Origin of the sequence: Streptomyces daghestanicus (genome assembly GCF_020521275.1) — a bacterium.
In the GTDB taxonomy this organism is placed as follows: domain Bacteria; phylum Actinomycetota; class Actinomycetes; order Streptomycetales; family Streptomycetaceae; genus Streptomyces; species Streptomyces griseoviridis.
Map to the genome: position 1 here is coordinate 536,731 of NZ_BNDX01000002.1, position 24,531 is coordinate 561,261.

Here is a 24,531-nt window from a genome sequence, read left to right on the forward strand (position 1 = left end):
CTTTGGTAAGAATGCAGGTGTGAGCGGGGAGAACGAGCAGGCGGGCGGTGGTGCGCAGGGCGCGCCGCCCGAGCAGCTCGCCCTCATCAGGGAGAGCGTGCGCAAGGCGGCCGTGCCGCGGGCCAAGCCGCGGACCTGGCGGGGGGCCGCGCTCGCCAAGGAGCTGCCCGTGGCACGGGTGCTGGTCGACAAGGGCGTCCTGCACCTGGACCGGTACTTCGACTACGCCGTCCCCGAGGAACTGGACGCCGACGCCCGGCCGGGGGTGCGGGTGCGGGTGCGGTTCGGCGCCGGGCGGGGGCGGGTCCGGGACGGGCGGCGGGAGGGCGGCGGGCTCATCGACGGCTTCCTCGTCGAGCGGCGGGCCGAGTCCGACTACTCCGGGCCGCTGGCCGCGCTCGCCCAGGTCGTCTCCCCCGAGCCGGTGCTGAGCGAGGAGCTGCTGGGGCTCGCGCGGGCCGTCGCCGACCGGTACGCCGGCAGCCTCGCCGACGTGCTGCAACTGGCCGTGCCGCCACGCAACGCGCGGGCCGAGCGACGCCCCTCGCCCGAGCCGCTGCCCCCGCCGCCCGCCCCCGCGCCGGGGCCCTGGGAGCGGTACGCGCACGGGGCGGCGTTCCTGGAGGCGCTGGCCTCAGGCGGCGCGCCCCGCGCGGTGTGGAACGCGCTGCCCGGTCCGCTGTGGAGCGAGGAACTGGCCCGGGCCGTCGCGGCGACGCTGGCCTCCGGGCGGGGCGCGCTCGTCGTCCTGCCGGACGGCCGGGCGGTCGCCCGGCTCGACGCGGCGCTGACCGAGGTGCTGGGGGAGGGACGGCACGCGGTCCTGACCGCCGACGCCGGACCGGAGAAGCGGTACGGGGAGTGGCTCGCCGTACGGCGGGGGTCCGTGCGGGCGGTGATCGGTACGCGGGCCGCCATGTTCGCCCCGGTCCGGGACCTGGGGCTGGTCGCCCTGTGGGACGACGGCGACGACAGCCACAGCGAGCAGCACGCCCCGCAGCCGCACGCGCGGGAGGTGCTGCTGCTGCGGGCCGCCCAGGACAGGTGCGCGTTCCTGCTGGGGAGCTGGAGCTGCACGGTGGAGGCCGCGCAGCTCGTGGAGAGCGGCTGGGCGCGGCCCCTGATCGCCGCCCGGGACCAGGTGCGGGCCGCCGCCCCGCTGGTGCGGACCGTCGGGGACGGGGACCTGGCCCGCGACGAGGCCGCCCGCGCCGCACGGCTGCCCACCCTGGCCTGGCAGGCCGTGCGGGAGGGCCTGCGGCACGGGCCGGTGCTGGTGCAGGTGCCCCGCCGGGGGTACGTGCCGCGGCTGGCGTGCGCCGCGTGCCGGGCGCCGGCGCGCTGCCGGCACTGCGCGGGGCCACTGGAGGGGCAGGAGTCGGGCGCGGCGCTGCGCTGCGGGTGGTGCGGGCGCGAGGAGGGCGCGTGGCACTGCCCCGAGTGCGGGGGGTTCCGGCTGCGCGCCCAGGTCGTGGGGGCCCGGCGCACCGCCGAGGAGCTGGGGCGGGCCTTCCCCGCCGTACCGGTGCGGACCTCGGGGCGCGAGCAGGTGCTGGACACGGTGCCGGGGGCGCCCGCGCTCGTCGTCAGCACGCCGGGGGCCGAGCCCGTCGCCGAGGGCGGGTACGCGGCGGCGCTGCTGCTGGACGGCTGGGCGATGCTCGGACGGCCGGACCTGCGGGCCGGGGAGGACGCGCTGCGACGGTGGATCGCGGCGGCGGCGCTGGTCCGGCCGCAGGCGGCGGGCGGGACCGTGGTGGTCGTCGCCGAGCCGACGCTGCGGCCGGTGCAGGCGCTGGTGCGGTGGGACCCCGTCGGCCACGCGGTGCGGGAGCTGGGCGAGCGGGCCGAGCTGGGCTTTCCGCCGGTGTCGCGGATGGCCGCGGTGGCCGGGCCGGGGGAGGCGGTGGCGGAGTTCCTCCGCGCGGTGGAACTGCCGGGCGACGCCGAGGTGCTGGGGCCGGTCCCGATGCCGGTGACCACCGCGGCCGGCGCCCGCCGGCCGGGGGCGCCGCCGCCGGGGGAGCACTGGGAGCGGGCGCTGGTGCGGGTGCCGCCGGGGAGCGGGGCGGCGCTGGCGTCGGCGCTGAAGACCGCGCAGGCGGCGCGGATGGCACGCGGCGGCAAGCCGGAGAACGGGGTGGTGCGGGTGCGGGTGGACCCGCCTGACATCGGGTGACACGGCGTCGGCGCGGCGGATGCCGGTGACACGGCGGCTGCCCTCCCGGGCGGGTGCCGGGAGGGCGGGTACGGGGTGCGGGGCCGCGTCAGCCGTTGCGCGGGCCGGGGAAGGCGGTCGGCCTGGTCTCGTCGCGGAGGGTGGGGCTGCCGGCCGTCGGCTGGGTCGGCATGGAGCGGGCGGCGGGGACCGTCGGCACGGGGGCGATGCCCGCGCCCACGTTCACCGGGCGGGCGCCCGGGGCCTCCGGGGTGTGGTCGGACTCGGGCCCGGCGGCCTGGGCCGGGGCCCGGCGGGCGCCGTACCGCCGGTGCACCGCCTGCTTGGTGACACCCAGGGCGGAGCCCACCGCGTCCCACGAGAAGCCGAGCGAGCGGTCGAAGTCCACGGCGGCCGTGACCAGGGTCTCGACACTGTCCCGCAGCTCCTGGGCGAGACGGACCGTCGGCGCGGGGGCGCGCCCGTAGACGACGAAGCCCGTGGAGGGGCCGGAGCGGCGCGGGCGGTAGACGTTGCCCAGCTGGGCGGTGAGGGTGCGCAGCGCGTCCACCTGCCGGCGGACCCGCTCGATGTCCCGTACCAGCAGGTGCAGGCTGGCCCGAGCCTGGGCGTCGTGAGTTGCGTGGTCGGCCATGAACAAGCCTCTCGAACCGGCGTTGAAAGGAATGGGCCCGTTCGGGGGCCCGTGGTCAACTCTTTCTTGACCAACGCGGGATCGCTCCGCGGGTCACGGGGTGGGGCGTGGGGGTCTCGTTTGTGCGCCCCCTCGGCCTGCGGCCTGCCGGGGGTGGTCTCCCACCCGCGCACCGTCCGTCTCCCGTTTCCCGTGCGTCGGGAGGCGAGCGTCCCAGGTGGGGTGGGGCGGCGTCGGCGGTCCCCGGCGGGTGACTCGTAGACTGGTGCGCTGCCCGACCGCCGTCCCCGCCCGAGAGGCCGTCCCATCCATGAAGCTGGTCTTCGCCGGTACCCCCGAGGTCGCCGTTCCCGCCCTGGACGCCCTGATCGCCTCCGGGCGCCACGAGGTGGCCGCCGTGGTCACCCGGCCCGACGCGCCGGCCGGACGCGGGCGCCGGCTGGTCGCCTCCCCCGTGGCCGAGCGCGCCGAGGAGGCGGGCATCGAGGTGCTGAAGCCGGCCAAGCCGCGCGACCCCGCGTTCCTGGAGCGGCTGCGGGAGATCGGGCCCGACTGCTGCCCCGTCGTCGCCTACGGCGCCCTGCTGCCCCGCGTCGCGCTCGACATCCCGGCGCACGGCTGGGTCAACCTGCACTTCTCACTGCTGCCCGCCTGGCGCGGGGCCGCGCCCGTGCAGCACGCCGTCATGGCCGGGGACGAGATCACCGGGGCGTCCACCTTCCTCATCGAGGAGGGACTGGACTCCGGGCCGGTCTACGGCACGATCACCGAGACCGTCCGGCCCACCGACACCAGCGGTGACCTGCTGACCCGGCTCGCCTTCGCCGGCTCCGGGCTGCTCGCCGCGACCATGGACGGCATCGAGGACGGCACCCTGAAGGCCGTACCGCAGCCCGCCGAGGGGATCAGCCTCGCCCCGAAGATCACCGTCGAGGACGCCCGGGTCGACTGGGCCGCCCCCGCGCTGCGCGTCGACCGGGTGGTGCGCGGCTGCACACCGGCGCCGGGCGCCTGGACCACCTTCCGCGGGGAACGGCTCAAGCTGGTGCAGGCCGTGCCCGCGCCGGAGCGGACCGACCTCGCGCCGGGGCAGCTGGCCGCCGGCAAGAACGACGTGCACGTCGGCACCGGCTCGCACGCCGTCGAACTGCTGTGGGTGCAGGCCCAGGGGAAGAAGCCGATGCGGGCGGCGGACTGGGCGCGCGGAGTGCGGATCGCGGAGGGGGAACGGCTCGGGGGCTGACCTCGCGAGGGGACGGGGGACCGGGGCGTCGTAGGGTGGTGGGTGCATCTCTTCCCACCTCCGGAGCACCTTTTCGTGAGCGATCAGCCTCGTCGTCCCCGCAAGCCCGGCACGCCCTACCGGCGGCCCCGGAAGGACCCCGTCCGCCTCCTCGCCTTCGAGGCGCTGCGGGCCGTGGACGAACGGGACGCGTACGCCAACCTCGTCCTGCCGCCCCTGCTGCGCAAGGCGCGCGAGGGCGGCGACTTCGACGCGCGGGACGCGGCGCTCGCCACCGAGCTGGTGTACGGGACGCTGCGGCGGCAGGGGACGTACGACGCGATCATCGCCGAGTGCGTGGACCGGCCGCTGCGCGAGGTCGATCCGCCGGTGCTGGACGTGCTCGGCCTGGGCGTCCACCAGCTGCTGGGGACGCGCATCCCCAGCCACGCCGCCGTGTCCGCCTCCGTGGAACTGGCCCGGGTGGTGCTCGGGGACGGACGGGCCAAGTTCGTCAACGCCGTGCTGCGCAAGGTCGCGCGGGACGATCTGGACGGCTGGGTGGAGAAGGTGGCGCCGCCCTATGACGAGGACCCCGAGGACCATCTCGCCGTCGTGCACTCGCACCCGCGGTGGGTCGTCTCCGCGCTGTGGGACTCCCTCGGCGGCGGCCGGTCCGGCATCGAGGACCTGCTGGCCGCCGACAACGAGCGGCCCGAGGTCACGCTGGTCGCCCGGCCCGGCCGGTCCACGGCGGCGGAACTGCTCGCCGAGGACGCCGCGGTGGCGGGGCGCTGGTCGCCGTACGCCGTGCGGCTGACGGAGGGCGGGGAGCCCGGGGCCGTCGAGGCCGTACGGGAGGGCCGGGCCGGGGTGCAGGACGAGGGCAGCCAGCTGGTCGCCCTGGCCGTGGCGAACGCGCCGCTGGACGGCCCCGACCGGCGGTGGCTGGACGGCTGTGCCGGGCCCGGCGGCAAGGCCGCGCTGCTCGGCGCGCTCGCCGCCGAGCGGGGTGCCTTCCTGCTGGCCTCCGAGAAGCAGCCGCACCGGGCCGGACTCGTGGCGAAGGCGCTGGCGGGCAACCCGGGGCCGTACCAGGTGATCGCCGCCGACGGGACGCGGCCCGCGTGGCGGCCGGGGAGCTTCGACCGGGTGCTCGTCGACGTGCCGTGCACCGGGCTGGGCGCCCTGCGGCGGCGGCCCGAGGCGCGCTGGCGGCGCCGGCCGGCCGACCTCGACGGGTTCGCGCCGCTCCAGCGGGGGCTGCTGCGCGGGGCGCTGGACGCGGTACGGGTCGGCGGGATCGTCGGCTACGCGACCTGCTCGCCGCACCTCGCCGAGACCCGGGCCGTCGTCGCCGACGTGCTGAAGCAGGTCCCCGGCGCCGAGCTGATCGACGCCCGGCCGCTGCTGCCCGGCGTCCCCGAGCTGGGGGAGGGACCGGACGTGCAGCTGTGGCCGCACCTGCACGGGACGGACGCGATGTACCTGGCGATCGTCCGCCGGACCGGGTGACCCGTCCCCTGCGGGACCGGGTGCCCGTACCCGGAGAGGGGCGGCGTCCGTCCCTGACAGGAATCAGGGCCGTACCGGAGGGACTCCGGGCGTGCGGGCATGGCAGGCTTGGGGCATGGCCGTGCAGATCAACCCCAGCATCCTGTCCGCCGACTTCGCCCGCCTCGCGGACGAGGCGAAGGCGGTGAGCGGAGCCGACTGGCTCCACGTCGACGTCATGGACAACCATTTCGTCCCCAACCTCACCCTCGGCGTGCCGGTCGTGGAGTCCCTGGCCCGTGCGACGGACACCCCGCTGGACTGCCATCTGATGATCGAGGCGCCCGACCGGTGGGCGCCGCAGTACGTCGAGGCGGGGGCCGGTTCCGTCACCTTCCACGCCGAGGCCGCCGCCGCTCCGGTGCGGCTGGCCCGCGAGATCCGCGCCAAGGGGGCCCGTGCCTCCATGGCGCTCAAGCCGGCGACGCCGATCGAACCGTACGAGGATCTGCTGCCCGAGCTGGACATGCTGCTCGTCATGACGGTGGAGCCGGGGTTCGGGGGGCAGGCGTTCCTCGACATCATGCTGCCGAAGATCCGGCGCACCCGGGAGCTGATCTCCAAGCACGGTCTGGAGCTGTGGCTGCAGGTCGACGGCGGGGTCTCCGCGGCCACCATCGAGCGCTGTGCCGAGGCGGGCGCCGACGTCTTCGTCGCGGGCTCGGCCGTGTACGGTGCGTCGGACCCGGACGAGGCGGTGCGCGCGCTGCGCGCCCAGGCGGAGTCGGCGACCGCGGCGGCGTCCTGGGCGTGCGACCACTGAAGAACGAGAACGTGAACGGCTCCCGTCAGGGCTGATCGAGTGCGCCGCATCTGCAAGGATGAACGGCGAACGCAGAGTGTGAACAGCAGTGAGGAGATCGCCGTGTCGGGTATGTCAGCGGGCCGCGCAGCCATGCGGATGGGACCCGCTGAACTGGTGCAGGCGGCGGCCATGGCCCGTCGCTTCTACCTGGAGGGCAAATCCAAGATCCAGATCGCCGAGGAGTTCGGCGTCAGCCGCTTCAAGGTGGCCCGGGTCCTGGAGACCGCCCTCGAACGGGACCTCGTACGCATCGAGATCCGGATGCCGGCCGAGCTGGACGCCGAGCGCTCCGACGCGCTCCGCGCCCGCTACGGGCTGCGGCACGCGGTCGTCGTGGAGTCCCCGGCGGACGCCGAGGAGACCCCCGACCCGGAGAACCTGGGCGAGGTGGCCGCCGACCTGCTCGGCGAGCTCGTCGACGAGGGCGATGTGCTGGGACTGGCCTGGGGCCGGTCCACCATCCACATGGCGGCCGCACTCGACCGGCTGCCGCCGTGCACGGTGGTGCAGCTGACCGGTGTCTACGACGCCGGGACCGCCGAGCGCGGCTCGGTGGAGGCGGTGCGCCGCGCCGCCCAGGTCTCCGGCGGCGACGCCCACCCCATCTACGCGCCGATGCTGCTCCCGGACGCGGCGACCGCCGAGGCGCTGCGCCAGCAGACCGGCATCGCGCGGGCCTTCGAGTACTTCGACAAGGTCACCGTCGCCTGCGTCTCCATCGGCTCCTGGGAACCGGGCATCTCCACGGTGCACGACATGCTCAGCGACGAGGAGCGCGGGCACTACGCCTCGCTCGGTGTCGCCGCCGAGATGTCCGCGCACCTCTTCGACGCCGAGGGGCGCCGGGTCGGCCGCGACCTGGGGGAGCGGTGCATCACCGTCCCGGCCGACCAGCTCCGCCGTATCCCCGAGGTGGTGGCGATCGCCGGCGGGCAGCGCAAGGCGGCGGCCATCGACGCGGTGCTGCGCTCGGGCCTGGTCACCAGCCTGGTGACGGACACCTCCGCCGCGGACTACCTCATGGCGGCCGGCCCGACCCCGAAGGCGGCGCTCAACCGGTCCGACCCCGACGGGTCCTGACGGGTCATGGCGGGTCGCCGGACACGCGGGCGTGAGGACGAGGAGCGGGTGTGACGGACGACGGTACGGAGACGACGCGTGACCCGGCGGGGCGGACCGTGGTCACGCTGGACCTGGCCGGGGTCACCGCAAAGGCGGACCTGATGGACCGCTGCGCCCGGTCACTGGGCCTGCCCGAGTGGTTCGGGCACGACTGGGACGCCCTCGCCGACTCCCTGGCCGACCCCTCGTCCTGGGCCGTCCGGCCCGACGGGGCGGCCGAGCGGGGTCTGCTCCTGGTCGTGGAGAACTGGCGGGGCTACGCCGAGGCGCGGCCCGAGGAGTGGCAGGTCGCCGAAGAGGTGTTCGCCGAGGCCACCGACCGGGGACCCGGGCTGTTCGTCACCCTGGGGCACGGCGGGGCGGGCCTCGGAGATTCCTCCTAAGGAGTCCGCGGGGAGCCTGGACGTTCTGCCCGGGGCGGGAACGGGACAGTCCGTGGGACAATGAAGTACGTGCTCTTTCCCCCTGGCTGACCTGTCCGGGGGCCACCTCTGAAACACCCGGGATGTGCAGCACGTGCGTTTCCTCAACGACATCCAGCCCTCGTACGACCTGACGTACGACGACGTCTTCATGGTGCCGAGCCGCTCAGCCGTGGGTTCACGGCAGGGCGTCGACCTCCGCTCCCCGGACGGCACGGGCACCACGATCCCGCTGGTCGTCGCCAACATGACCGCGATCGCCGGACGCCGCATGGCCGAGACGGTGGCCCGGCGCGGCGGGCTGGTCGTCATCCCGCAGGACATCCCGATCGAGGTCGTCACCGACGTCGTCGCCTGGGTCAAGAGCCGGCACCACGTACTGGACACCCCGATCGTGCTGGCCCCGCACCAGACGGTCGCCGACGCCCTCTCCCTGCTGCCCAAGCGGGCACATGACGCCGGGGTCGTCGTGGACGAGGAGGGCCGGCCGGTCGGCGTGGTCACCGGTGCCGACCTGTCCGGCGTGGACCGCTTCACCCAGCTCGAAGTGGTCATGTCCAAGGACCTGCTGCTGATCGACGCGGACCTGGACCCGCGCGAGGCGTTCAACACCCTCGACACCGCCAACCGCCGCTTCGCCCCCGCCGTCGGCAAGGACGGGCGGCTGGCCGGCATCCTCACCCGCAAGGGCGCCCTGCGCGCCACGCTCTACACCCCGGCCGTCGACGCGGACGGCAAGCTGCGCGTCGCCGCCGCCGTCGGCATCAACGGCGACGTGGCGGGCAAGGCCGAGCAGCTCCTCGACGCCGGTGTGGACACCCTCGTCATCGACACCGCCCACGGCCACCAGGAGTCGATGATCAGCGCCGTCAAGCTGGTCCGCGACCTCGGCCCCCGGGTGCCGATCGTGGCCGGCAACATCGTCTCCGCCGAGGGCGTGCGCGACCTCGTCGAGGCGGGCGCGGACATCATCAAGGTCGGCGTCGGACCCGGCGCCATGTGCACCACCCGCATGATGACCGGCGTCGGCCGCCCGCAGTTCTCCGCGGTCCTGGAGTGCGCCGCCGAGGCGAGGAAGTACGGCAAGCACGTGTGGGCCGACGGCGGTGTCCGGCACCCGCGGGACGTGGCGATGGCGCTCGCCGCCGGCGCGTCCAACGTGATGATCGGCTCCTGGTTCGCCGGGACCTACGAGTCCCCGGGCGACCTCCAGCATGACGCGAACGGCCGGGCCTACAAGGAGTCCTTCGGCATGGCCTCCGCCCGCGCGGTGCGCAACCGCACGGCGGAGGAGTCGGCGTACGACCGGGCCCGCAAGGCGCTGTTCGAGGAGGGGATCTCCACCTCCCGGATGTTCCTCGACCCCTCCCGGCCCGGCGTGGAGGACCTGATCGACTCGATCATCGCGGGCGTCCGCTCCTCCTGCACCTACGCCGGCGCCGGCTCCCTGGAGGAGTTCGCCGAGCGGGCCGTCGTCGGTGTCCAGAGCGCGGCCGGCTACGCCGAGGGCAAGCCGCTGCACGCGAGCTGGAGCTGAGCGGCCGGGTACGCGGTCCAGTGCTGAACGATCTCGACGAACGCATCGTCCACGCCCTCGCCGAGGACGCCCGCCGCTCCTACGCGGACATCGGCCAGCTGGTCGGCCTGTCCGCGCCGGCGGTGAAGCGGCGGGTGGACCGGCTGCGCGCCCGCGGCGCCATCACCGGGTTCACCGTGCGGGTCGACCCCGCCGCCCTCGGCTGGCACACCGAGGGCTTCGTCGAGATTCACTGCCGCCGCAACACCTCCCCGGAGACCATCCGGCGCGGCCTGGAGCGCTACCAGGAGGTGGTCGCCGCCTCCACCGTCACCGGGGACGCGGACGCCGTGGCCCAGGTCTTCGCCTCCGACATGCGGCACTTCGAACGGGTCCTGGAGCGGATCGCGGGGGAGCCCTTCGTGGAACGCACCAAGTCCGTCCTGGTGCTGTCACCGCTGCTGCGCCGCTTCTCGTCGGGCTCCCCGGCCTGAGCCGCCGCGCCCCGCGCTCCTCCGGAACGGCTCCAGGGTGAGGGGCGCCGCGGTGAAGACGGAGGACCAGGTGCCGACCGCCAGCCCGATGAGCAGCGCCAGGGCGAAGTCGGTGAGGGCGCCGTCGGCGAGCACGGCCAGCGCGACGAGGATCAGTGCCGCGCCCGTGCCGGTGGTGACGGTACGGGGCAGGGTCTGGAGGATCGCCCGGTCGGTCAGGCGGGCCACGGGTGTGGCGGGGTCGTGGGCGAGGAGTTCGCGGACCCGGTCGAAGAGGACCACGGAGTCGTTGACCGAGTAGCCGACGACGGTCAGCAGGGCGGCCAGGAAGACACCGTCGACGGGTCTGCCCAGCCACGCGAAGACGCCGGCGAGGATCAGTACGTCGTGGGCGAGCGCGCCGACCGCCGCGACCGCGAACCGCCGGCGGAACCGGACCGACAGGTACAGCAGCTGGGCGCCGAGGGCGAGACCGAGCGCGACGAGGGCGTTGCGGCGCAGTTCGTCGCCCAGGGTGGGGCCGATCCGTTCGTCGCGGAGCTTCTCCGCGCCGCCGCCGAGCCGGCCGACGGTCTCGGTGAGCGCGTCGGCGCCGGCGCCGGTCAGCTCCTCCGCGCGGACCGTGAGCCGGGTGTCGCCGGAGGACTGGACGAGCGCGCGGGGAAACCCGGCGTCGGCGAGGGCGGCGCGCGCCCGGTCGGGGTCGACGGGGACGGTGGTGGCGTACTCGACGAGCCGTCCGCCGGTGAACTCGATGCCGAGGTCGAGACCGCGGACCAGCAGGCCCGAGGCGCTCGCCGTCAGGAGGACCGCCGACACCGCCAGCCAGCGGCGCGGGTGGCGCATCGGGCGCGGGTCGCGGCGCCGCAGCCGGTCGCGGACCCAGCCGGAGTGCGCGATGCCGGTGAGGCGAGGACGGCGGCGGACGGCGGGGCGGCCCGCCGCGTACTCGGCGAGGACCCGGGTGATCAGCAGGGCGCTGACCATGGAGGCGAGGACCCCGATGCCCAGGGTGACACCGAAGCCGCGGACCGGGCCGGAGGCGAAGGCGAACAGCAGGGCGGCGGCGATCAGCGTGGTGACGTTGGAGTCGGCGATCGCGCTCAGCGCGCCGCGGAACCCGGCCGTCAGCGCCGACCGGGGGCTGGACCGGTCGCGGGCGGAGTGGACCTCACGGGCGCGTTCGAAGACCAGGATGTTGGCGTCCACGGCCATGCCGACGGCGAGCACGAACCCGGCGAGTCCGGGGAGTGTCAGGGTCGCGCCGAGCGCGGCCAGCGCGGCGTAGGAGATCAGGCCGTAGCAGGCGAGGGCGACGGTGGCGAGCAGGCCCATCAGCCGGTAGACGACGATGACGAACAGCGCGGTCAGGGCGGTGCCGATGACGGCGGCCCGGGCCGCGGCGGTGATGGCGGTGGCGCCGAGGGTGGCGCCGACGGTGCGCTGCTCGATGGTCTCGACGGGGACGGGGAGGGCGCCGCCGGAGATGAGGAGGGCCAGCTCGCGGGCCTCGGCGTCGTCGAAGGAGCCGGTGATCCGGGTGCTGCCGCCCGGGATGCCGGTCCCGCAGGGCACGGAGGGGTCGACCCCCGGCGACGAGATGATCCTGTCGTCGAGGACCAGGGCGACCCGGCGCCGCGGGTCGCCCTCCGGGTGGCAGGCGGCGTCCGCGGTGATCCGGGTCCAGCGGTCGCGGCCGGTGTCGTCGAGATCGACGGTGACGTGCCATCCGGTGCCGGTCTCCGGGTCGAACCGGGCGTCCGCGCCCTCGACGTCCTGTCCGGTGAGGGCGGCGGCCCCCAGTCGCAGGGGGTGCCCGGACTCGTCGGGCAGGGTGCGGGCAGGCGCGGTGGCGTCGTCGTCCGTGGCGGCGTCGTCGTCCTCGGTCCCGGCCGTGCCGAGGACCGGGTGGACGGTCAGGTGGGCGGTGCGGCCCAGTACGCCGGCGGCCCGCTCCGGGTCGTGCACGCCGGGCAGTTCGACCAGGATGCGGTGGTCTCCGGAGCGGGCGAGGGTGGGTTCGGCGACGCCGAGGGCGTCGATCCGGCCGCGCAGCACCTCCAGGGTGCGGTCGGTGGCCTCGGGACCGGCGTCGACGGTGGCGGTGGAGCGGGTCTCCAGCACGATCTGGGTGCCGCCGCGCAGGTCGAGTCCGAGACGGACCGGCACGGTCAGGGCGACGGCCAGCGATACGGCGATGACGGCGAGGGCGAGCAGGGCGCGGGTGCGCGAGGCGCGGGTACGGCGTTTCAAGGCGGGCCTCCGGCAGGCGTGCCGCGGCGGCCCTCGGGCACGGCCGCGGCGGAGAAGAGGGAGGGGAAGGGGGTGCTTCAGCTGCCGGAGGGCGCGGGAGGTGCCCGGCCGCGATCGGGGGCCGGGCGGCCGGGGGAGGCGGGCGGGTGGTACGCGAACGGGGCCGGGGCGGGGGCATGCGCGCCGGGGGTGGTGGTGGCGTCGGGGGCGCGATGGTGGGGCGGTGCGGGGCGGTCATCGGGGTGGTGGAGAGGCGCGAGCCGCGCCCTCGCGTGGCTCGGGAGGACGGTGGGGGTGTCCGTGCGGGGGGTGGCGTGTGCGGGGGCGGGGGCGGGGGCGGCTGTACGGGGATCGGTGTGTACGGGGCTGTCCGCGCGGGGGCCGGTGGGCGCGGGGCCGGTCGCTGGCGGGTCGGGGTGTGCGGGGCCGGTCGCTGGCGGGTCGGGGTGTGTGGGGGCGGCGTGCGCGGGAGCGGTGTGCTCGGGACGGGCGTGTGCGGGGTCGGCTTGCGCGGGGCCGGCATGTAGGGGGCCGGCGTGTGTAGGAGCGGCATGTGCGGCAGCGAGGGGCGTCGGGGCGTGGCCCGGGGGCGTGGGGAGGAAGGCCAGGAGGACGGCGAGGAATGTGCCGAGGGCCGCCGTGATCCGGTGGGCCGGGACGGTGCCGGGTGCCGGGCGCATGCACCGTCCCTTTCCGGGGCGCGAGGAGGCGGGGGAGGCGGACGTCAGGGTTCGATGAGCCCGGCGCGGATCGCGTACCGGGTCAGTTCCAGGCGGTCGCGCAGGCCGAGCTTGTGCAGCAGGTTGGCCCGGTGGCGGTGGACGGTCTTGACGCTGATGAACAGCAGCTCGGCGATGTCCTTGGAGGAGTGGCCCTCGGCGACCAGCTTGAGCACCTCCTCCTCGCGCGGGGTGAGGAACCGGTCGGGGTTCTCCTCGCCGTGCCGCACCCGGTCGAGGTAGTTGCGGATCAGGGCGGTGACCGCGCCGGGGTAGAGGAACGGCTCGTCGCGCATCGCGGCCCGGCAGGCGGCGACCAGGTCACGGTCGGCGACGGACTTCAGCACATAGCCGCAGGCGCCCGCCTTGAGCGCCTGGAACAGGTACTGCTCGTTGTCGTGCATGGTCAGCATCAGGATGCGCAGGCCCGGCTTGAGCGCGGCCAGCTCACGCGTCGCCTGGAGACCGGTGAGCCGGGGCATCGCGATGTCCAGGACGGCCAGGTCGACGTCCGTGCCCCGCGCCGCCTCGACCGCCTCCGCGCCGTCCCCCGCCTCGGCGACGACCCGCAGGTCCGCCTCCCGCTCCAGGATCAGGCGGACGCCGCGCCGCACCAGGGCGTGGTCGTCGGCGAGCAGGATGCGGATCGGCGCGGCAGCCGGGGACGCGAACGGGACCGGCGCCGGGGCCGGTTCAGGAGGCTGGGCGGGGTCGGTCATGGTCAGGGCTTCCTGGGAGGGGGACGGACGAAGAGACGGCGGGGGCAGGGGCGGCGGGGGGCGTACCGGGCGCGGGGACGGGCACGGTCAGGCGGACCCGCGTACCGGAGCCCGGTGGGGAGGCCAGGGTGAGGACGGCCCCGGCGAGCAGGGCCCGTTCCCGCATCCCGCGGATGCCGGCGCCCTCGCAGACGGCCTCGACGCCGCGTCCGTCGTCGGTGACCTCCAGCACCACCGTCCCGCCGGTCCGGCAGAGCCGTACCTCGACACGGCGGGCGTCGGCGTGCCGGGCCACGTTGGTCAGGCTCTCCTGCGCCACCCGGTAGAGCACCAGTTCCGTCTCCGGGGGAAGGGCGGGCAGGTCGGCGTCGAAGCGGCGGGCCACGTACAGCCCGGTGTGGACGGCGAAGTCCTCCGTCAGCGAGGTCAGTGCGCTGACCAGCCCCAGGTCGTCCAGGACCCCCGGCCGCAGCCGGCGCACCAGGCGACGGACCTCGTCCAGGCTGTCCCGGGTGATCTCCTGGGCCTGCCGCAGCTCCGCGCGCAGCGGCTCGGCGGCCTCGTCGGCGGCGCGCCCCAGCACCAGCAGGATGGCGGTCATGCTCTGGCCGACCTCGTCGTGCAGCTCCTGGGCGATACGGCGGCGCTCGGCCTCCTGGGCGAGCAGCACCCGGGCGCTGCTGGTGGCCCGCTCGTGCTCCAGCCGGTCGAGCATGGCGTTGAACGTGCGGATCAGCTCGGTCACTTCACCACCCCCGCCGCCCGCGCGGCCCCCCGGGCCGGCGCCCCGTCCCGGAGCGTGGCCGGCGTCCGGCCGGGCACCCGGACCGGGCACCGGCAGCCGCTGCCCGGGACGCAGCAGGTCCACCGTGGCCATCAGCCGCGTCAGCCGGCCCAGCGGGGCCAGGCCCCAGCGCAGCAGGGCCGCGTTGGCGACCAGCATCACGGCGAGACCGCCCACCAGGATGACCGCCTCGGTCAGCAGCACCGGCACGGACACGGTGACCGGCGCCCACAGCAGCAGCGCCGTCGCGGTGCCCAGCACCAGGGCGTTGAGCCCGAAGATCCGCCAGAACAGCGACACCGGGACGCACTCCTCTTTCCCTCACCCGCCCGGATCTCCCTGACGCACCCGGATGTGGACCCGGCGCCTTCGGATGCCGCCGGTCGCGGCCCACTCTGCCTTGCTTCCCGCGTGTGGTCGATGGGTCGTGACCCCCATATCCGAGGTCCCGGCGGACCCCCGTGCCGGGGCCGGATGGGTACCCCGGCCCCGGGCGAATGGGGAGCGCGCCCGATGGGCTTCCCGGACGCGGACGAGGAGCATCGAAGGGGACCGGGCGGCCGTCCTGCCGCCCCCGTGCGAAAGGCCCTGCCCATGTCCCCCGACACCTCCCGTACGGATGCCCGTGCGCCCCGCATGAGCGCCCAGGACGCCCGCCGCCGCCTCGAACACGCCCGCGACAGCCGGCTGGCCCAGCTGCGGGCCCTCGACGCCGGCGGGCGGGACGCCGCGGACCACCCGCTGTCCGCGCAGGCCGAGGCGATCGGCCGGGACCTCAAGGAGATCGACGAGGCATTCGCCCGCGTCGAGGACGGCACGTACGGCCGGTGCCTGGGCTGCGCCAAGCCCGTCCCCGTCGAGCGTCTGGAGATCCTGCCGTACACCCGGTACTGCGTCGGCTGCCGGCGCCGCGCCGCCGTCTGACCCGTTCCGCCCCGTCCCTCGACCGTCCCTCCCCGTCCCCAGCCCTGCACGAAGGGGTGAAGTGGTGAACCACCAGACCCTCGGCGCCGCCGACCGGGCCGCGCACCTGTCGCCCGAGGACCTCGACACCCTCCGGGAGAACCTGCGCGAACAGCTCCTCTTCCGCCGGGAACAGCTCCGCGCGCTCGCCGCCGAGCGGACCGCCGCCCCCACCGCGGGGCCCACGCCCCGGGGCGCCGCCGCGCGGGCGGAGGTGCGCGGCCGGATCGAGGCCTCCGCGCGCATGGTGGTCACCGACGTCCGGGCGGCCCTGCGGCGCATGGCCGAGGGCGGCTACGGCGTCTGCGGCCTGTGCCGGCGGCCCGTCGACCGGGAGCACCTGATGGTCGTACCGCAGGCCCGCTACTGCGCCCGCTGCCGGCAGGTAAGGGAGGCCGGGCGATGACAATGCTGCGCCGGCCCCGGACCGGACCCCCGGCCGGGCACCGGCCCTGGCCGCTGTGCCGGCGGTGCTGCGGCCTCGCCCTCGATCTGGGCAGCGCCCGCACCCGGGCCCTGATCGCGGGGCGCGGCACCCTCCTCGACGTACCCACCGTCACCTTCCCCGGCGACCGGGCCGGCCATCCGGTCCAGCGGGGCACGATCGTGGACGTACCGGGTGCGGCCCGCATGCTCGACCGGCTGCTCGGCCACCGGCTGCCCCGGGACGCCCGTCCCCTGGTGGTGGTCACCACGCCGGTGCCGGCCGGCCCCGCCCACCGCGAACGCGCCCGCGCCGCCCTGCGGGTGCTGAACCCGCGCGCCGTGCTGACCGTCCCCACCGCCCGCGCCGTAGCCCTTGCCGCGGGCGCCGACCTCAGCCGTCCGCTGCTCGTGGTGGACATCGGCGCCCACCTCACCGAGGCCGTCCTGCTCTGCGACGGCACCGTCTTCGACGCCCGCCGCGCCGCCCTGGGCACCGCCGATCCGGCCGGCGCCGACGTCTCGGCGGAGATCGGCGAGGTCGTCACGGACATGGTCACCTCGATGCTCCGGCAGGACCGCACCTGCCACACCTCCGACGCCCTGGGCCGGGGCATGCTCCTGTCCGGCGGCGGTGCCCTGCGCCCCGGCCTCGCCCGCCGGCTCGTCGTCGGCCTGCGGGCACCGCTGCGGACGGTGCCCGCACCGCACACCGCGGCGGTCCGCGGCGCCGCCCTGGTCCTGTACGCCGCGCACGGCCATCCGTCGGCCGGCGGCCCGGACCGCTGACGACCGGGCGGACGGCTTGCCCCGCCCCGGCCTCCCCGCCCTGGTCCCCTCGCCCGGAACTCCCTAGCCCGTCCGTCCCTCCGCGGCTACCCTCGACCCCATGACCCGACGACGACACTGATCCTCCCGCCGCGCGGCCCCCGACGGTGTGCGACGCCTGTCGGCCACGCTCTGCGCGCGTGCGTTCCTCGACGACTTCGTCCTGCTCTACCCGGTGTACGCGCTGCTGTTCAGCGACGCCGGGCTCACCCTCTGGCAGATCTCCTCCCTCTTCGCCCTGTGGGCGGTCACCGGCCTCCTGCTGGAGGTGCCGTCCGGCGCCTGGGCGGACGCGGTCTCCCGGCGGCTGCTGCTCCGGCTCGGCCCGCTCCTGACGGCGGCCGGCTTCGCCCTGTGGGTGCTCGTGCCGTCGTATCCGGCCTTCGCGCTCGGCTTCGTGCTGTGGGGCGCCGGGGGAGCGCTCGGCTCCGGCGCGCTGGAGGCGCTGGCCCACGACGAACTGGAACGGCTCGGCGCGGCCGACCGGTACGCCCGCGTCATGGGCCGGGTCCGCGCGGCGGGCCCGGTGGCCACCGTCGCGGCCATGGCCCTGGCCGCCCCCGTCCTGGCCCGGGGCGGGCCCCTGGCCGTCGGCGCGGCCAGTGTGCTGGCCTGTCTGCTCTCGGCGGCCACGGCGGCCCGGCTCCCGGAACACCGCCCGCACCGGGCGCCCCGCGCCCACCGCGTGCCGTCCGCGCGGGGCGCGTGCTCCGGCTGGACGACGACGCTGCGCGCCGGGCTCGCCGAGGCCCGCGCCGACCGGTCCGTACGGGGCGCGCTGCTCCTGGTCCCGGCGGTGAGCGCGGTCTGGGGCGCGCTGGACGAGTACGCGCCGCTGCTCGTCCGGGAGACCGGCGTGGCCGCGACGGACGTCCCCTGGCTGCTGCTCGTCCTCTGGGCCGGCGCCTCGGCCGGCGGACTGCTGGCCGGCGTCGCCGAACGCCTCGGCACGGCCGGGCTCGCCCTGCTGCTGACCGGCGCCGCCGGCGCGCTGGCCGCGGGCGCGCTGACCGGGACCCCGGCCGGGCTCGTCCTCGTCGGCGTCGCCTTCGGCGGCTTCCAACTGGCGGGCGTGCTCGCCGACGCCCGCCTCCAGCGCCGTATCGACGCCACCGGACGGGCCACCCTCACCTCGGTCGCCGGGCTCGGCACCGACCTGGGCACGCTGGCCGTGTACGGCACGTACGCCACCCTCGGGACGGCGGCCGGCCACGGCGCGGCGTTCGCCTGGGCCGCCGTGCCCTACCTGGTGACGGCGGCCCTGCTGGCGGCACCGCGCGGACGCCGCACCCGACGCCGTGCCGGACGCCGTGCCTGACGCCGTGCCGGATGCCGTGCCTGACCCCGCACCGGACGCCGTGCCGGACGCCGTGCCGGACGGGGCACCGGACGCCGCGCCCTGCCCGCCGACCCGCGCCGCATCCCGCACCCGCCCCCCGACGCCCCGCAGTCGGCCCCGCACCGGACGACGCTGAGCGCGCCCGGCGCCCGCCGACCCGCGCCGCATCCCGCACCCGCCCCAGACCCCTCGACGCCCCGCAGACCACTCCGCGGCACCCCGCGCTCTCCCCGCGCAACGAATCGCCGGAAAGAGCCCCCGGCACGCAAGGAATCGCCCACCGGCGCGCAACGGCTCCCGCTTGTCCCGTCGAAAGCGCCGACCGTACCGTCTAGCTGTCCCCCGACCCCCTCCGCCCACCGGTGAGGAACACGCATGCGCACCGCCCTGCTCCAGAGCTCCGGCCGGCCCGGCTCCGTCGCCGGGAACCTCGGCGTCCTCGACGCCGCCGCGGGCCGGGCCGCCGCCGCGGGGGCCGGGCTGCTGGTGACGCCGGAGCTGTTCCTGACCGGGTACGCCATCGGGGACGCCGTCGCCCGGCTCGCCGAGCCCGCCGACGGCGACGCGGCCGACGCCGTCGCCGAGACGGCCGCCCGGCACGGCCTCGCCGTCGCCTACGGCTACCCGGAGCGGGACGGCGGGCGCGTCTTCAACTCCGTCCAGCTGATCTCCGCCGACGGCACCCGCCTCGCCTGCCACCGCAAGACCCACCTCTACGGCGACTACGAGCACGCGCACTTCACCCCGGGCGAACAGCCCGTCACCCAGGCGGAGTCGGGCGGACTCACCATCGGCCTGATGATCTGCTACGACGTCGAGTTCCCGGAAAACGTCCGCGCCCACGCCCTGGCCGGCACCGACCTGCTCCTGGTGCCGACCGCGCAGATGCACCCGTTCCAGTTCGTCGCCGAGTCGGTCGTCCCGGTGCGCGCCTTCGAGAACCAGATGTACGTCGCGTACGTCAACCGGACCGGCCGGGAGGGCCCGTTCGAGTTCGTCGGCCTCTCCACGCTCGCCGGGCCGGACGGCGTCGCCCGCGCCCGCGCCGGACGCGAGGCGGAACTCCTCCTCGCCGACGCCGACCCCGCCTTCCTCGCCGCCTCCCGCGCGGCCAACCCGTACCTGCGGGACCGGCGCCCGGACCTCTACGGCTCTCTCGTCTGAGCACCGTACGCCGCAGCACACACCCGCACGCCCCCGTACACCCGCACCCCGCCCGTCGCCAGGAGCCCCGCCCCATGACCTCCACCGTGCCCAACGCGATCGAGCACGCCGACGCGGAGCAGCCGCCGATCACCATGTTCGGCCCGGACTTCCCGTACGCCTACGACGACTACCTCGCCCACCCGGCGGGCCTCGGCCAGGTACCGGCCACCGAGCACGGCACCGAGGTCGCCGTCATCGGCGGCGGCCTCTCCGGCATCGTCGCCGCCTACGAGCTGATGAAGATGGGCCTGCGCCCGGTGGTGTACGAGGCCGACCGGATCGGGGGCCGGCTGCGCACCGTCGGCTTCGAGGGCGCGGGCACCGAGGGGCTGACCGCCGAGATGGGCGCGATGCGCTTCCCGCCCTCCTCCACCGCCCTGCGGCACTACATCGACCTGGTGGGCCTGGAGACCCGGCCCTTCCCCAACCCCCTCGCCGAGACCACGCCGTCCACCGTCGTCGACCTCAAGGGCGAGACGCACTACGCCGAGACCCTCGCCGACCTGCCGCAGGTCTACCGGGACGTCGCCGACGCCTGGGCCCGCTGCCTGGAGGAGGGCGCCGACTTCTCCGCCATGAACCGCGCCCTGCGCGAGCGGGACGTCCCGCGCATCCGGGAGATCTGGGCGAAGCTGGTCGAGAAGCTCGACAACCAGACCTTCTACGGCTTCCTCTGCGACTCCGACGCCTTCGCGTCCTTCCGGCACCGCGAGATCTTCGGCCAGGTCGGCTTCGGCACCGGCGGCTGGGACACCGACTTCCCCAACTCCATCCTGGAGATCCTCCGCGTCGTCTACACCGAGGCCGACGACCACCACCGCGGCATCGTCGGCGGCTCCCGGCAACTGCCGCTGCGGCTGTGGGAACGCGCCCCGGAGAAGATCGTCCACTGGCCGTTCGGCACCAGTCTCGCGAGCCTCCACCGGGGCGGCGAGCCCCGCCCGGCCGTCACCCGACTCGACCGCACCGCGGGCGGGCGCGTCACCGTCACGGACGCCGACGGTGACATCCGCACCTACCGGGCGGTGGTCTTCACCGCCCAGTCCTGGCTGCTGCTCTCCAAGATCGCCTGTGACGACGCGCTCTTCCCGATCGACCACTGGACGGCGATCGAGCGCACCCACTACATGGAATCCAGCAAGCTCTTCGTGCCCGTGGACCGGCCCTTCTGGCTCGACAAGGACGAGGAGACCGGCCGGGACGTCATGTCGATGACGCTCACCGACCGCATGACCCGCGGGACCTACCTCCTCGACGACGGTCCCGGCAGGCCCGCCGTCATCTGCCTGTCGTACACCTGGTGCGACGACAGCCTGAAGTGGCTGCCGCTGTCCGCGCGCGAGCGGATGGAGGTGATGCTGAAATCGCTCGGCGAGATCTATCCCGGGGTCGACATCAGGAAGCACATCATCGGCAACCCGGTGACCGTCTCCTGGGAGAACGAGCCCTGGTTCATGGGCGCCTTCAAGGCCAACCTGCCCGGCCACTACCGCTACCAGCGGCGCCTGTTCACCCACTTCATGCAGGACCGGCTGCCCGCCGACAAACGCGGCGTCTTCCTCGCCGGCGACGACATCTCCTGGACGGCCGGCTGGGCCGAGGGCGCCGTCCAGACCGCGCTCAACGCCGTCTGGGGCGTCATGCGCCACTTCGGCGGAGCGACCGACCCCGCCAACCCCGGCCCCGGCGACCTCTACGACGAGATCGCGCCCGTGGAACTGCCGGAGGACTGACCGGAGCCGCCGGCGGCCCGGGGGCGCCCGGCCGCAGGTGACGGTCGGACAGCGGAACCGCGAACACCGTGACCGCCGTGCGGGCGGTCGGCACAATGGTCCGCATGCCCGACTACATCGAACTCGACCTGGCCGGGGCGGACCTGCGCCTGGAACTCGCCGACGTGGGGAAGCCCCCGGAGCAGGACGAGTGGACCCCCGTGTCCCGCGGCGGCGAACGGGTGACCGCGCTGGCCGCCGACACGCTCCGGGCGGCCCTGCGTCCCCTGGGCCCGCTGCTCCAGCAGGTCCACGACTCCGTCGCCGCGGCCGACGACCCGCCCCAGGACCTCTCCGTCGAGTTCGGCGTGCAGATCGGCCAGGACCTCAAGCTCGGCATCGTCGGCGGCAGCGGACAGGCCACCATGAAGATCACCGCGACCTGGCGGCTCGGCGACGGGCCGAACTGAAGCGATGGGGTGGTTCAGACAGGACGGCGCGCCGCGGCCCGTCGTATCGGTGCTGAGGCGGGCCGCCGACGGCCGGACCGGGTCCGCGGGCGACGAGGCGGGAGCCGCCGTACTGCTGTCCCGCCGCCATGTCCTCACCTGCGCGCACGTGGTCAACGACGCCCTGGGCATCCGGCCGCTGGCCGCCGACCGGCCCGTGGCGGACGGTCTCGACATCGTGTTCCACGTCGACGGCGCGCCCCGGCGGACCGTCGCGCGGGTGACCGTGTGGATCCCGCCCCGGCAGCGGCCCTCCGGCGTCTGGCAGGGCGATCTCTGCGTGCTGGAGCTGACCGGACCCGCACCGGAACCGGTGCGGCCCGCGGTGTGGCAGGACATGGCCGAAGGGCAGGCCGTCCGGGCCTGGGGCGCCGACGGCAAGGCCGGCGGTTTCGCCGACACCGAGGTCAAACTGGCGGACGAGGGCATCTACTACCTCGACGGCGCCCTCTCCGGCGCGGCCGTCGCCCCGGGCTTCAGCGGCGGCCCGCTGTGGTCCCGGCACGAGCCGGCCGTCGTCGGACTCGTCGTCGCCCACCGGGACCCGCAGGGCCGCCCGCTCACCGGCCAGCAGGTCGTGCGGCGCAGCTGGGCCCTGCCGTGGCAGACCGTCCGGGCCGAACTGCTGACCGCCGGCGCCGCCGACCTGATCGAGGCCCGCCCCGCCGACGCGCCCGGCCCGGAGGACCCGTTCCGCCGGACGCTGGCCCACGAACTCTGGGAACTCCTCGCCGACCCCGTGACCCGTACCGACCACGCCCGCCGGCTCGCGGCCGAACTGGGCCTGCGGACGCCGGCCGACGGTTCGGTGCCGGGCGTCGACGAACTGGTCGACCTGCTCGGCGGATCGGAGCGGGCCCTGGCGACGCTCACCGAGTCCCTGGCGTCGGCGTACCGCGGCGGCCGGCGGCCCCGGGCCCTGGACCGGCTGCTCGCGGCCGGCCGGCTGAGCGGCACCGCCCGTCTGCTCTCCGTCGGCGAGCAACGGCTCCTGGCGCACCGGATGCGAGAGATCGCCGCGGGCGACCCGGCGCTCGTCCCGCGCGCGGCACGCGAGGCCCTGCGGTACACCCCGCTGCCCGCCGCCCTGCGCGGCGCGACCCTGGCGGCCGACGGTGTCGAGACCGCCCTCGGCGAACTGGAGGCCCTGCCCGACGGTGACGTACTGCCGGACGGCGGCCCCTCCGTCCCCGCGCTGCTGAAACTCGTCGAGTTCACGGCGGCCGAGGCCGGCGCCGCGGACCGCGAGGACCTGCGGACCTGGAGCGAGCGGGTGGCCGGCCGGCTCGGCGTGCACGCGGCGGCCCTCGCCCAGCGCAGGGCGGACGCGGTCGCCTGGGCGGCCCGATGGCCCGCGGCCGTCACCCGCGTCGTCGCCCGGATCAGCACCCTCGCCTCGGACCCGCCGGACCATCACCGGTGCGCGCTGTGGCTGGTCCGCGCGGACGGAACGCCCGCGCCGGTGGTCATCGGGGAACCGGGGCCGTTCCCGCCCGACCGCATCGGCCGGCTCATCCGCGAGGCGGCCGAACGGGCCGAGACCGAGAGCGGCCAGGAGGTCAGGGACGTGGACGTCCTGGTCGACCGGGACGGACTGCACCTGCCGGTCGACGAATGGGACGCGGGCAACGCCGTCCCCTGGCTGCCCGGCGAGCCGCTCGGTGTCGGCTACCGCATCGCCCTGCGCTGCCCCGAGATCGCCGAGCACAATCCGAGACACGCCCAGCTGCTGCGCGCCCGCTGGTCGGCCGGGGACACGGCCGAACCCCTGGTCGTGGACGAGAAGACAGCGGACGCCAAACAGCTCTACAGCCGGCTCAGGACCTCGCACGAGCACACCGGACAGGTCGTCCTGCACGGACCCGAGGAGATCCGCCGGACCCTCCTGGAGATCTGCCTGGCCTGCGGGGTCCCCGTCGTCCTGTGGGACCGGGCCGCCCGCTCCCACGCGGACGCCCACCACCTCGACGAGGTCGCCCCGAACGGCCCGCTCGTCCGGCTGCCCGAGCGCGTGCGGACCTTCCGGGGCAAGGTCTGGACCGATCCCGAACGCCACCGGGCCCGCCCGTCCCTCGTCTGGGAGCCCGAGCACCCCCTCCCGCTGCCGGCTCAGCACCGGCTCGCGGACCCCGCAGAAGGAGTACGTGCCCGATGACCGATCCCCACGCCGAGCGGACGGCCGCCGCGGACCTCCCCGACGAGGAGTGGCGCCTGTTCCGCGGTGACGGCCGGCGACGGCACGTCGTCCTGCCCGAGGCCCCGCCCTGGCGGCGCTTCGACCGGGGCGCCCGGGACACCGCCCGTCCCTACCTCATCGGCGACCGGGAGGCGGACGTCGTGAGCGCGGCCCTGCACCTGCGCAGGCCGCTGCTGGTGACGGGACACCCGGGCACCGGCAAGTCCTCGCTGGCCCACGCCGTCGCCCGGGAGCTGTGCCTCGGCACGGTCCTGACCTGGCCCGTCAACAGCCGCAGCACCGTCCAGGACGCGCTGTACCGGTACGACGCGGTCGGGCGGCTGCGGGAGAGCAACCTGGCGGGCGAGGCGGAAACGGCCCTCGACATCGGCGCGTACGTGCGGCTCGGCCCGCTCGGTACCGCGCTGCTGCCCGCGGACCGCCCCCGGGTGCTGCTCGTGGACGAGCTGGACAAGGGGGACCTGGACCTGCCGAACGACCTGCTGACGGTCTTCGAGGACGGCGAGTTCGAGATCCCGGAACTGGCCAGGCTGCCCGAGGACCGCTCCGCCGTCACCGTGATGACCTGCGACCCGGGCGGCCGGGCCGACCTCGTGCGCGGCCGGGTGCGCTGCCGCGAGTTCCCCGTGGTGGTCATCACCAGCAACGGCGAACGCGAGTTCCCGCCCGCGTTCCTGCGCCGCTGCGTCCGTCTGGACCTGCCCGAACCCGACGAGGACAAGCTGCGGGCCATCGTCTCCGCCCACCTCGGCGCGGTCCCGACGGCGGACCTGGAGGAGCTGATCGCCGCGTTCCTGAACCGCCGGGCCCGCGGCGAACTGGCGACCGACCAGTTGCTGAACGCCGTCTTCCTGCGCCTGGGCGGCGTCGGCCTGGACGCCGACGGACTCCTCGACGCCGTGCTCCACCGTCTCGGCGGCACCGTCTGACC

General features: G+C 75.7%; 21 protein-coding genes. 17 read left to right on the top strand and 4 right to left on the bottom strand.

The features are described from left to right. Positions 1–19: 19 nt before the first annotated feature. Positions 20–2,179, top strand: coding sequence for a primosomal protein N' (locus tag Sdagh_RS02640; RefSeq protein ID WP_189418983.1), 2,160 nt, complete (start codon positions 20–22; stop codon positions 2,177–2,179). Between the two features lie 88 nt (positions 2,180–2,267). On the opposite strand, the gene Sdagh_RS02645 is transcribed toward Sdagh_RS02640, so the two are convergent. Then, positions 2,268–2,813, bottom strand: coding sequence for a hypothetical protein (locus Sdagh_RS02645; RefSeq protein ID WP_189418985.1), 546 nt, complete (start codon positions 2,811–2,813; stop codon positions 2,268–2,270). A 310-nt stretch (positions 2,814–3,123) separates the two neighbouring features. Between Sdagh_RS02645 and fmt the strand changes: the two genes are divergently transcribed. The 7 genes from fmt to Sdagh_RS02680 all read left to right on the top strand — a co-directional run bounded on the left by fmt (position 3,124) and on the right by Sdagh_RS02680 (position 9,948). Further along, on the top strand, positions 3,124–4,056 hold the full coding sequence (gene fmt / locus Sdagh_RS02650) for a methionyl-tRNA formyltransferase (RefSeq protein WP_189418987.1): 933 nt from the start codon (positions 3,124–3,126) through the stop codon (positions 4,054–4,056). 75 nt (positions 4,057–4,131) lie between these two features. Further along, positions 4,132–5,550, top strand: a complete 1,419-nt coding sequence (locus Sdagh_RS02655) for an RsmB/NOP family class I SAM-dependent RNA methyltransferase (RefSeq protein ID WP_190077544.1) — start codon at positions 4,132–4,134, stop codon at positions 5,548–5,550. Positions 5,551–5,665: 115 nt separating this feature from the next. Beyond that, positions 5,666–6,352, top strand: a complete 687-nt coding sequence (gene rpe, locus Sdagh_RS02660; RefSeq protein ID WP_189418992.1) for a ribulose-phosphate 3-epimerase — start codon at positions 5,666–5,668, stop codon at positions 6,350–6,352. A gap of 78 nt (positions 6,353–6,430) precedes the next feature. After that, positions 6,431–7,474 (top strand): sugar-binding transcriptional regulator, encoded by a 1,044-nt coding sequence (locus tag Sdagh_RS02665; protein ID WP_189418994.1) that lies wholly within the window; start codon positions 6,431–6,433, stop codon positions 7,472–7,474. 50 nt (positions 7,475–7,524) lie between these two features. After that, a complete protein-coding gene (locus Sdagh_RS02670; RefSeq protein ID WP_226534452.1) occupies positions 7,525–7,899 on the top strand; it encodes a barstar family protein in 375 nt (124 codons plus the stop codon). 133 nt (positions 7,900–8,032) lie between these two features. Further along, entirely contained in the window at positions 8,033–9,475 is a 1,443-nt protein-coding gene (locus Sdagh_RS02675; protein WP_189419136.1) for a GuaB1 family IMP dehydrogenase-related protein, read from the top strand. Between the two features lie 20 nt (positions 9,476–9,495). Next, a complete protein-coding gene (locus Sdagh_RS02680; protein ID WP_189418996.1) occupies positions 9,496–9,948 on the top strand; it encodes an Lrp/AsnC family transcriptional regulator in 453 nt (150 codons plus the stop codon). Here Sdagh_RS02680 and secD read toward each other — a convergent pair. From secD to Sdagh_RS02695, 3 genes are all read right to left on the bottom strand, one after another. Further along, entirely contained in the window at positions 9,907–12,201 is a 2,295-nt protein-coding gene (gene secD / locus Sdagh_RS02685) for a protein translocase subunit SecD (RefSeq protein ID WP_190077543.1), read from the bottom strand. The genes Sdagh_RS02680 and secD overlap by 42 nt on opposite strands. A 724-nt stretch (positions 12,202–12,925) precedes the next feature. After that, positions 12,926–13,639, bottom strand: coding sequence for a response regulator (locus Sdagh_RS02690; protein ID WP_226534454.1), 714 nt, complete (start codon positions 13,637–13,639; stop codon positions 12,926–12,928). Next, positions 13,614–14,723: a sensor histidine kinase gene (locus Sdagh_RS02695; protein ID WP_190077542.1), complete on the bottom strand. Its 1,110-nt coding sequence runs from the start codon at positions 14,721–14,723 to the stop codon at positions 13,614–13,616. Before Sdagh_RS02695 ends, Sdagh_RS02690 begins: the two co-directional genes overlap by 26 nt. Positions 14,724–15,017: 294 nt before the next feature. Between Sdagh_RS02695 and Sdagh_RS02700 the strand changes: the two genes are divergently transcribed. The 9 genes from Sdagh_RS02700 (at position 15,018) to Sdagh_RS02740 (ending at position 24,529) form a co-directional block, all read left to right on the top strand. After that, complete coding sequence (locus Sdagh_RS02700) at positions 15,018–15,347, top strand: TraR/DksA C4-type zinc finger protein (RefSeq protein WP_189419003.1); 330 nt, start codon at positions 15,018–15,020, stop codon at positions 15,345–15,347. Between the two features lie 61 nt (positions 15,348–15,408). After that, complete coding sequence (locus tag Sdagh_RS02705; RefSeq protein ID WP_189419005.1) at positions 15,409–15,792, top strand: TraR/DksA family transcriptional regulator; 384 nt, start codon at positions 15,409–15,411, stop codon at positions 15,790–15,792. Further along, positions 15,789–16,598: a rod shape-determining protein gene (locus tag Sdagh_RS02710; protein ID WP_189419007.1), complete on the top strand. Its 810-nt coding sequence runs from the start codon at positions 15,789–15,791 to the stop codon at positions 16,596–16,598. The genes Sdagh_RS02705 and Sdagh_RS02710 overlap by 4 nt, the downstream gene beginning before the upstream one ends. Before the next feature lie 148 nt (positions 16,599–16,746). Beyond that, positions 16,747–17,955 (top strand): MFS transporter, encoded by a 1,209-nt coding sequence (locus Sdagh_RS02715; RefSeq protein WP_190077541.1) that lies wholly within the window; start codon positions 16,747–16,749, stop codon positions 17,953–17,955. A gap of 396 nt (positions 17,956–18,351) precedes the next feature. Beyond that, complete coding sequence (locus Sdagh_RS02720) at positions 18,352–19,140, top strand: carbon-nitrogen hydrolase family protein (protein ID WP_189419011.1); 789 nt, start codon at positions 18,352–18,354, stop codon at positions 19,138–19,140. Between the two features lie 74 nt (positions 19,141–19,214). Then, a complete protein-coding gene (locus Sdagh_RS02725; RefSeq protein ID WP_189419013.1) occupies positions 19,215–20,915 on the top strand; it encodes a flavin monoamine oxidase family protein in 1,701 nt (566 codons plus the stop codon). A 104-nt stretch (positions 20,916–21,019) separates the two neighbouring features. Then, the gene (locus Sdagh_RS02730; RefSeq protein WP_189419015.1) at positions 21,020–21,364 is read left to right on the top strand and encodes a CU044_2847 family protein; all 345 of its coding nucleotides are present in this window, start codon (positions 21,020–21,022) and stop codon (positions 21,362–21,364) included. 4 nt (positions 21,365–21,368) lie between these two features. Next, positions 21,369–23,558: a VMAP-C domain-containing protein gene (locus Sdagh_RS02735; RefSeq protein ID WP_189419018.1), complete on the top strand. Its 2,190-nt coding sequence runs from the start codon at positions 21,369–21,371 to the stop codon at positions 23,556–23,558. Next, a complete protein-coding gene (locus Sdagh_RS02740) occupies positions 23,555–24,529 on the top strand; it encodes an AAA family ATPase (RefSeq protein WP_189419021.1) in 975 nt (324 codons plus the stop codon). Before Sdagh_RS02735 ends, Sdagh_RS02740 begins: the two co-directional genes overlap by 4 nt. Positions 24,530–24,531 lie beyond the last annotated feature (2 nt).